Below are 5237 nucleotides of genomic sequence, written 5' to 3'. Positions count from 1 at the left end.
TGATGGATATATTCAATAGGGTCTTCGATAGAAATAATATGACCTTTACTATTTCTATTTCGGTGCCCGATCATTGCTGCGAGAGAAGTTGACTTACCCGTGCCCGTTGCACCGACAAAAATAATCAGGCCACGTTTTGTCATTGCTAACTGATTGATGGTTGTAGGTAGACCCAAATCTTCAATGCGTGGAATATTAGTTTCGATTCGACGCAGCACCATACCGCACAAATTTCTTTGCATGAAGGCACTTACACGAAAGCGGCCAATGCCACGGGCACTGATAGCAAAGTTACATTCGCTTTTCTCAGTGAACTCGTCACGTTGTTTCTCTGACATGACATCAAATACAATCTCACGACATTGTTCGGGCGTGAGTGCGTGCTTGGTAACAGGGACGAGCTTGCCGTGGATTTTGATGCTCGGTGCGACACCAACAGTAATAAATAAGTCAGAGCCACCTTTTTCGACCATGACTTTTAAGAGTTTTTCAAAATCCATGTTACATATCCTGAATCATTTTATCTTTGTTCATAACGCGGCCTAAGTTAGAAATTCTCAGGGATCTTGGCTTTTTCTCTTGCTGTATCACGAGTGATAAAGCCCTTGCTTAGTAGGTTCTGCAAGCACTGGTCGAGTGTTTGCATACCGATTGATGCGCCCGTCTGGATAGCACTGTACATCTGGGCGACCTTATCCTCACGAATCAGGTTACGAATTGCAGGGGAGCCGATCATAATTTCATGTGCAGCAACTCGGCCACCATTGGTCTTTTTCAACAAGGTCTGAGAAATAACAGCCTGTAAAGACTCGGAAAGCATTGATCGAACCATCGCTTTTTCTTCTGCAGGGAATACGTCGACGACACGGTCAATCGTTTTAGCTGCTGAGGTGGTGTGCAAGGTGCCAAATACCAAGTGACCCGTTTCTGCTGCGGTCAGTGCCAAACGGATGGTTTCAAGGTCACGAAGCTCACCAACCAGAATAATATCGGGGTCTTCACGAAGCGCTGAACGTAGCGCTTCGTTAAAGCCCAAGGTGTCCCGATGAACTTCACGTTGGTTCATTAAGCACTTTTTACTTTCATGAACAAATTCGATCGGGTCTTCAATCGTTAGAATGTGGTCGTAGCGGTTGTCATTGATATAGTCGATCATGGCGGCCAATGTGGTTGACTTACCAGAACCGGTTGGCCCTGTTACCAGAACCAAGCCGCGTGGGACTTCAGCAATATCTTTGAAAACCTGGCTCATTCCCAGGTCTTCCATGGTGAGTACTTTCGAAGGAATAGTACGGAATACTGCGCCAGCACCACGGTTCTGGTTAAAGGCGTTTACACGGAAGCGAGCAACACCGGGTACTTCGAACGAGAAGTCAGTCTCCAAGAATTCTTCAAAGTCTTTTCGTTGCTTGTCATTCATTATGTCATAAATCAGTGAATGAACTTCTTTGTGCTCCATCGCTGGCAGGTTGATACGGCGAACATCACCGTCAACACGGATCATTGGCGGTAGTCCGGCAGATAAATGTAAATCGGAAGCGCCTTGTTTGGCGGAGAATGCCAGCAGTTCAGTAATATCCATGGTCGTCCTCTAAAGCCTATAACTTTGTATCTTAGATTTTTAAATGAGAAAGCTGATCCAGAAGGATAAAGCTTGTTAATACAGGTTGTTTTTGCTCAAATGCATGTCGACTTTAAGACACGCCACGCAAACTTATATTATGAACTTCAGCATAGCAGACAAGCTCCAGAACGTAAGAAAAAGGATACAAAAAGCCACAATTGATGCCGGCCTAGCAGAAAACTCCGTGCAGCTCCTGGCGGTGTCGAAAAAGAAGCCTGCTGAAGCAGTCTTTGAGTTATTTAAGCAAGGGCAGAAAATATTTGGCGAGAACTATCTTAATGAAGCGCTTGAAAAGCAGATAGCGGTCAAGGCTTTATTGACGAAAGAAGGCAATGCCGAAGATATCGTCTGGCACTTTATTGGCCCGATTCAGTCGAATAAAACGCGGCCGATTGCTGAAAGCTTTACTTGGGTGCATAGTGTTGATCGCATAAAAATAGCACAGCGTTTAAATGATCAGCGCCCGGACACTTTATCGCCACTGAATATTTGTATTCAGGTGAATATTGATGAAGAAGAGACTAAATCGGGCATATTGTTGAGTGATTTGCCTGAGCTTTGTCGAGCACTAGAAGATATGCCTCGTTTGAAGCTACGCGGCTTAATGTGCATACCTCAAGCAAATCAAAGTGAAGAGAGTTTGAGCACCGCGTTTACGAAGATGAAGTCGGCATTTAATGATCTGCAAGAAAGCTATTCGAGTGTCGATACTCTCTCGATGGGAATGTCTGGTGATATGGAGCAGGCAATTGCCTGTGGCTCAACAATGGTCAGAGTTGGAACCGCTTTGTTTGGCGAACGCTAGAGCTTGGAAACAGTTTTTGAATTTTTGAACAGGAAGTGAACTAACAATGAACTTGAATGAACAAAAGATCTGCTTTATTGGCGCAGGTAACATGGCACACGCCATCGTTGGTGGCCTAGTAAAGAAAGGTTTAAACGCAAGCAATATTGTAGCAACTGCACCAAACCTTGAACATCGGGAAGCGATGCAGAACACATGGCAGGTCGAGGTAGATGAAGACAATGCTCGCGCTGTTAGCACGGCAGATATTGTCGTGCTCAGTGTAAAGCCTCAGGTACTGCAGTCGGTATGTGAGTCATTGAAAGGCAGCCTTAGTCATCGTCCTCTAATCATCTCTATTGCGGCAGGCATTGGTTTGGACCTGCTGGCACAGTGGTTGGGCTCTGAGCAGGCATTGGTGAGATGCATGCCGAATACCCCAGCCCAGGTACTCAAGGGTGCGAGCGGCTTGATCGCGAATGCGAATGTAAGCGATGAACAAAAGAACTTGTCAGATGAATTGTTTCAGGCAATTGGCTTGGTTGAATGGGTAGATCAGGAAAGCTTGATTCACTCAGTGACGGCCTTGTCAGGTTCAGGGCCAGCGTATATCTTTTTGATGATCGAAGCGATGGAAGCAGCCGCGATAAAACAAGGGCTCTCTGCAGATACGGCTCGAAAGCTGGCAGCACAAACCGTAGCGGGTGCCGCTGAAATGGTGCTTAGTGGTGATGTGGCACCAGCCCAGCTAAAGCGCAATGTGATGTCTCCCGGCGGAACAACAGAGCGAGCGATTCATACTTTCGAAGAGAAGGGCTTGCTTGAAATTGTCGATGAGGCAATGCAGGCCGCAGCAGATCGATCAGTAAGCTTGGCAGAAGAGCTGAAGGCTTAAACTATGAAGATTGCATTGCTGCTGACAGGTTCCGAGTTGATGACCGGTGATATTGTTGATAGTAATTCGGCGATGATCGCTGAATACTGTCTTGATCAAGGTATTCAGGTGGCTTACAAGGCGACCGTTCCTGATGAACTAGACCTATTGGTTTCAGAAATAGAGCGCTTAAGTCAGCACTTTGATGTTCTGATTGTTAACGGTGGCTTAGGGCCGACAACAGATGACATGACGGCAGAAGCTCTGGCTAAAGTTCTAGGCAAGCCAATCAAGCAGCACGAGCAAGCTCTGGCACACCTGAGCTCTTGGTGTCAGCAACGCAACTACCATTTAAGTGATGCCAACAAAAAGCAGGCGATGCTGCCCGAAGGGATTGCTTTGCTGGCAAATAGTATCGGTTCTGCAGTGGGTTTTTGGGCGCCTCATAATGATTGTCAGATTTATTGTACTCCGGGTGTACCGAAAGAACTTGAGCTGATGCTGCGTGAGGAGATCTTACCGAGTCTAAAGGTTACTTTACCGAGTGATATTGAGGTGAAGCGCCTTCGCTACCGCGTTTTTGGTTATGGTGAATCAAAACTTCAGCAGGTGCTGGCTCAGACCTTTCCGGATTTGCCTGCTTGCATTGAGATAGGCTTTCGAGCCTCTCTACCTCTAATAGAACTGAAACTGAAGGTTGATAGGCTAGAACATCATGCTACTTTAGGTGAATGGGGCAAGAAGATAGAAGCATTGCTTGGTGATCATATTGTCACTAAGGATCAACGCTCTATTGCTCACGTTGTCGTAGATAAGCTTAATGCCGAAAGTAAAACGCTTACCTTTGCCGAGTCTTGTACGGGCGGCAAGATAGCTTCTTTAGTGACAGAGATTAGCGGCGCATCGGCAGTGTTTGAAGCGGGTGTTGTCTCTTATTCCAATGAGATTAAACATCGAGTACTTGGCGTGTCGCAAGACTCTTTGGATAAGTATGGTGCTGTGAGCGAGCCTGTTGTCAGAGAGATGCTGGCGGGTGTGCTCGAATTAAGTGGTGCAGACATAGGAGTGTCGGTATCAGGCATCGCTGGTCCAAATGGCGGTACCGAAGAAAAGCCAGTTGGTACTGTTTGGGTCGCTTGGGGTGCAAAGAACAATATCAAAGCACGTGAATTCTACTTTCCGGGTAGCAGGGTGTTTTTTCAGGAACTAGTTTCAGCCTTAGCTCTGGATTTGGTCCGGCGAGAATTGATTGATTCAAGTGAAGAACCGGAATATTTTCGTGCCAGAAAAAAGCCGGGGTCAGAGTAGAGTAGCGCTTACTTAAGCTGAATTGAGACCATGCTATAGATAAGCTGTAAAAGTCGGCACGCAATGAAATAGCGGTTTCGACTAGAGCCTACAAATACCCTGCCTAAACTTTGTCAGCAAAGTGCCAAAGGCAGACCTACGAGCTTGTTTCACGTTTGGCCCGATTGCCATAAACAATGTGGCGCAGATTCATTATTTATTACGTAGTTGCTGATATTTTATACTAGATTCATAACTATTTAGTATGTCTTTTGATACTTCATGTTCGGCGTCGAAATAGTCACAGATGACTCTAACTTTTTTTAATAGCCCTCTCTGTGTGAAAGCCGAAGCACCGATCCATACTTCACCCTTGCTACCAATTAATACAGCGTGGTACGTAAGTAGCCTTTCACTCCCTCCATCAATTCTCCTCACTATGCCCTGTGCGCGTTGAAGCTTTAATTTCACATTTCTTCCTAGTGAATACTTAGAGACTAATCCTTTATGTCTAAAAACTTCAACAATTCCATTGCTCTTATTGAAAAGGAATATTAGTCCTGCTGACCTTCTGTAGCTATGAAGTGATAGAAAAAAAGCTACAACCATAAGTAGTAGAACAACTATCAAGGAAAATTCTATATTATCGCCAACTAGCTGATTTTGCT

6 protein-coding genes are annotated in these 5237 nt (G+C 45.5%); 3 read left to right on the top strand and 3 right to left on the bottom strand.

The genetic code is table 11. The annotated features are described in order from the left end of the window. Both A3761_RS16110 and A3761_RS16105 read right to left on the bottom strand, forming a co-directional pair. Positions 1-500: ATPase, T2SS/T4P/T4SS family (locus tag A3761_RS16110; protein ID WP_197473072.1), on the bottom strand; the 500-nt coding region annotated here is incomplete at its 3' end. A gap of 47 nt (positions 501-547) precedes the next feature. Next, on the bottom strand, positions 548-1582 hold the full coding sequence (locus A3761_RS16105) for a type IV pilus twitching motility protein PilT (protein WP_068515927.1): 1035 nt from the start codon (positions 1580-1582) through the stop codon (positions 548-550). A gap of 139 nt (positions 1583-1721) precedes the next feature. On the opposite strand from A3761_RS16105, the gene A3761_RS16100 reads away from it, so the two are divergent. Genes A3761_RS16100 through A3761_RS16090 form a run of 3 tightly spaced genes read left to right on the top strand, consistent with a single transcriptional unit; the run spans position 1722 to position 4590 of the window. Beyond that, positions 1722-2429, top strand: a complete 708-nt coding sequence (locus A3761_RS16100) for a YggS family pyridoxal phosphate-dependent enzyme (protein WP_068515979.1) — start codon at positions 1722-1724, stop codon at positions 2427-2429. Positions 2430-2475: 46 nt separating this feature from the next. Beyond that, positions 2476-3303, top strand: coding sequence for a pyrroline-5-carboxylate reductase (gene proC, locus A3761_RS16095; protein WP_068552677.1), 828 nt, complete (start codon positions 2476-2478; stop codon positions 3301-3303). Positions 3304-3306: 3 nt separating this feature from the next. Further along, entirely contained in the window at positions 3307-4590 is a 1284-nt protein-coding gene (locus A3761_RS16090) for a CinA family nicotinamide mononucleotide deamidase-related protein (RefSeq protein ID WP_068515918.1), read from the top strand. 192 nt (positions 4591-4782) lie between these two features. Here A3761_RS16090 and A3761_RS28600 read toward each other — a convergent pair. Next, a partial coding sequence (locus A3761_RS28600) for a hypothetical protein (protein WP_231881238.1) occupies positions 4783-5237 on the bottom strand: 455 nt, incomplete at its 5' end.

It is taken from the genome of Oleiphilus sp. HI0123 (assembly GCF_001635315.1).
The sequence above is the reverse complement of the archived record's forward strand: the minus strand, read 5'-3'. Positions and strand labels throughout refer to the sequence as shown.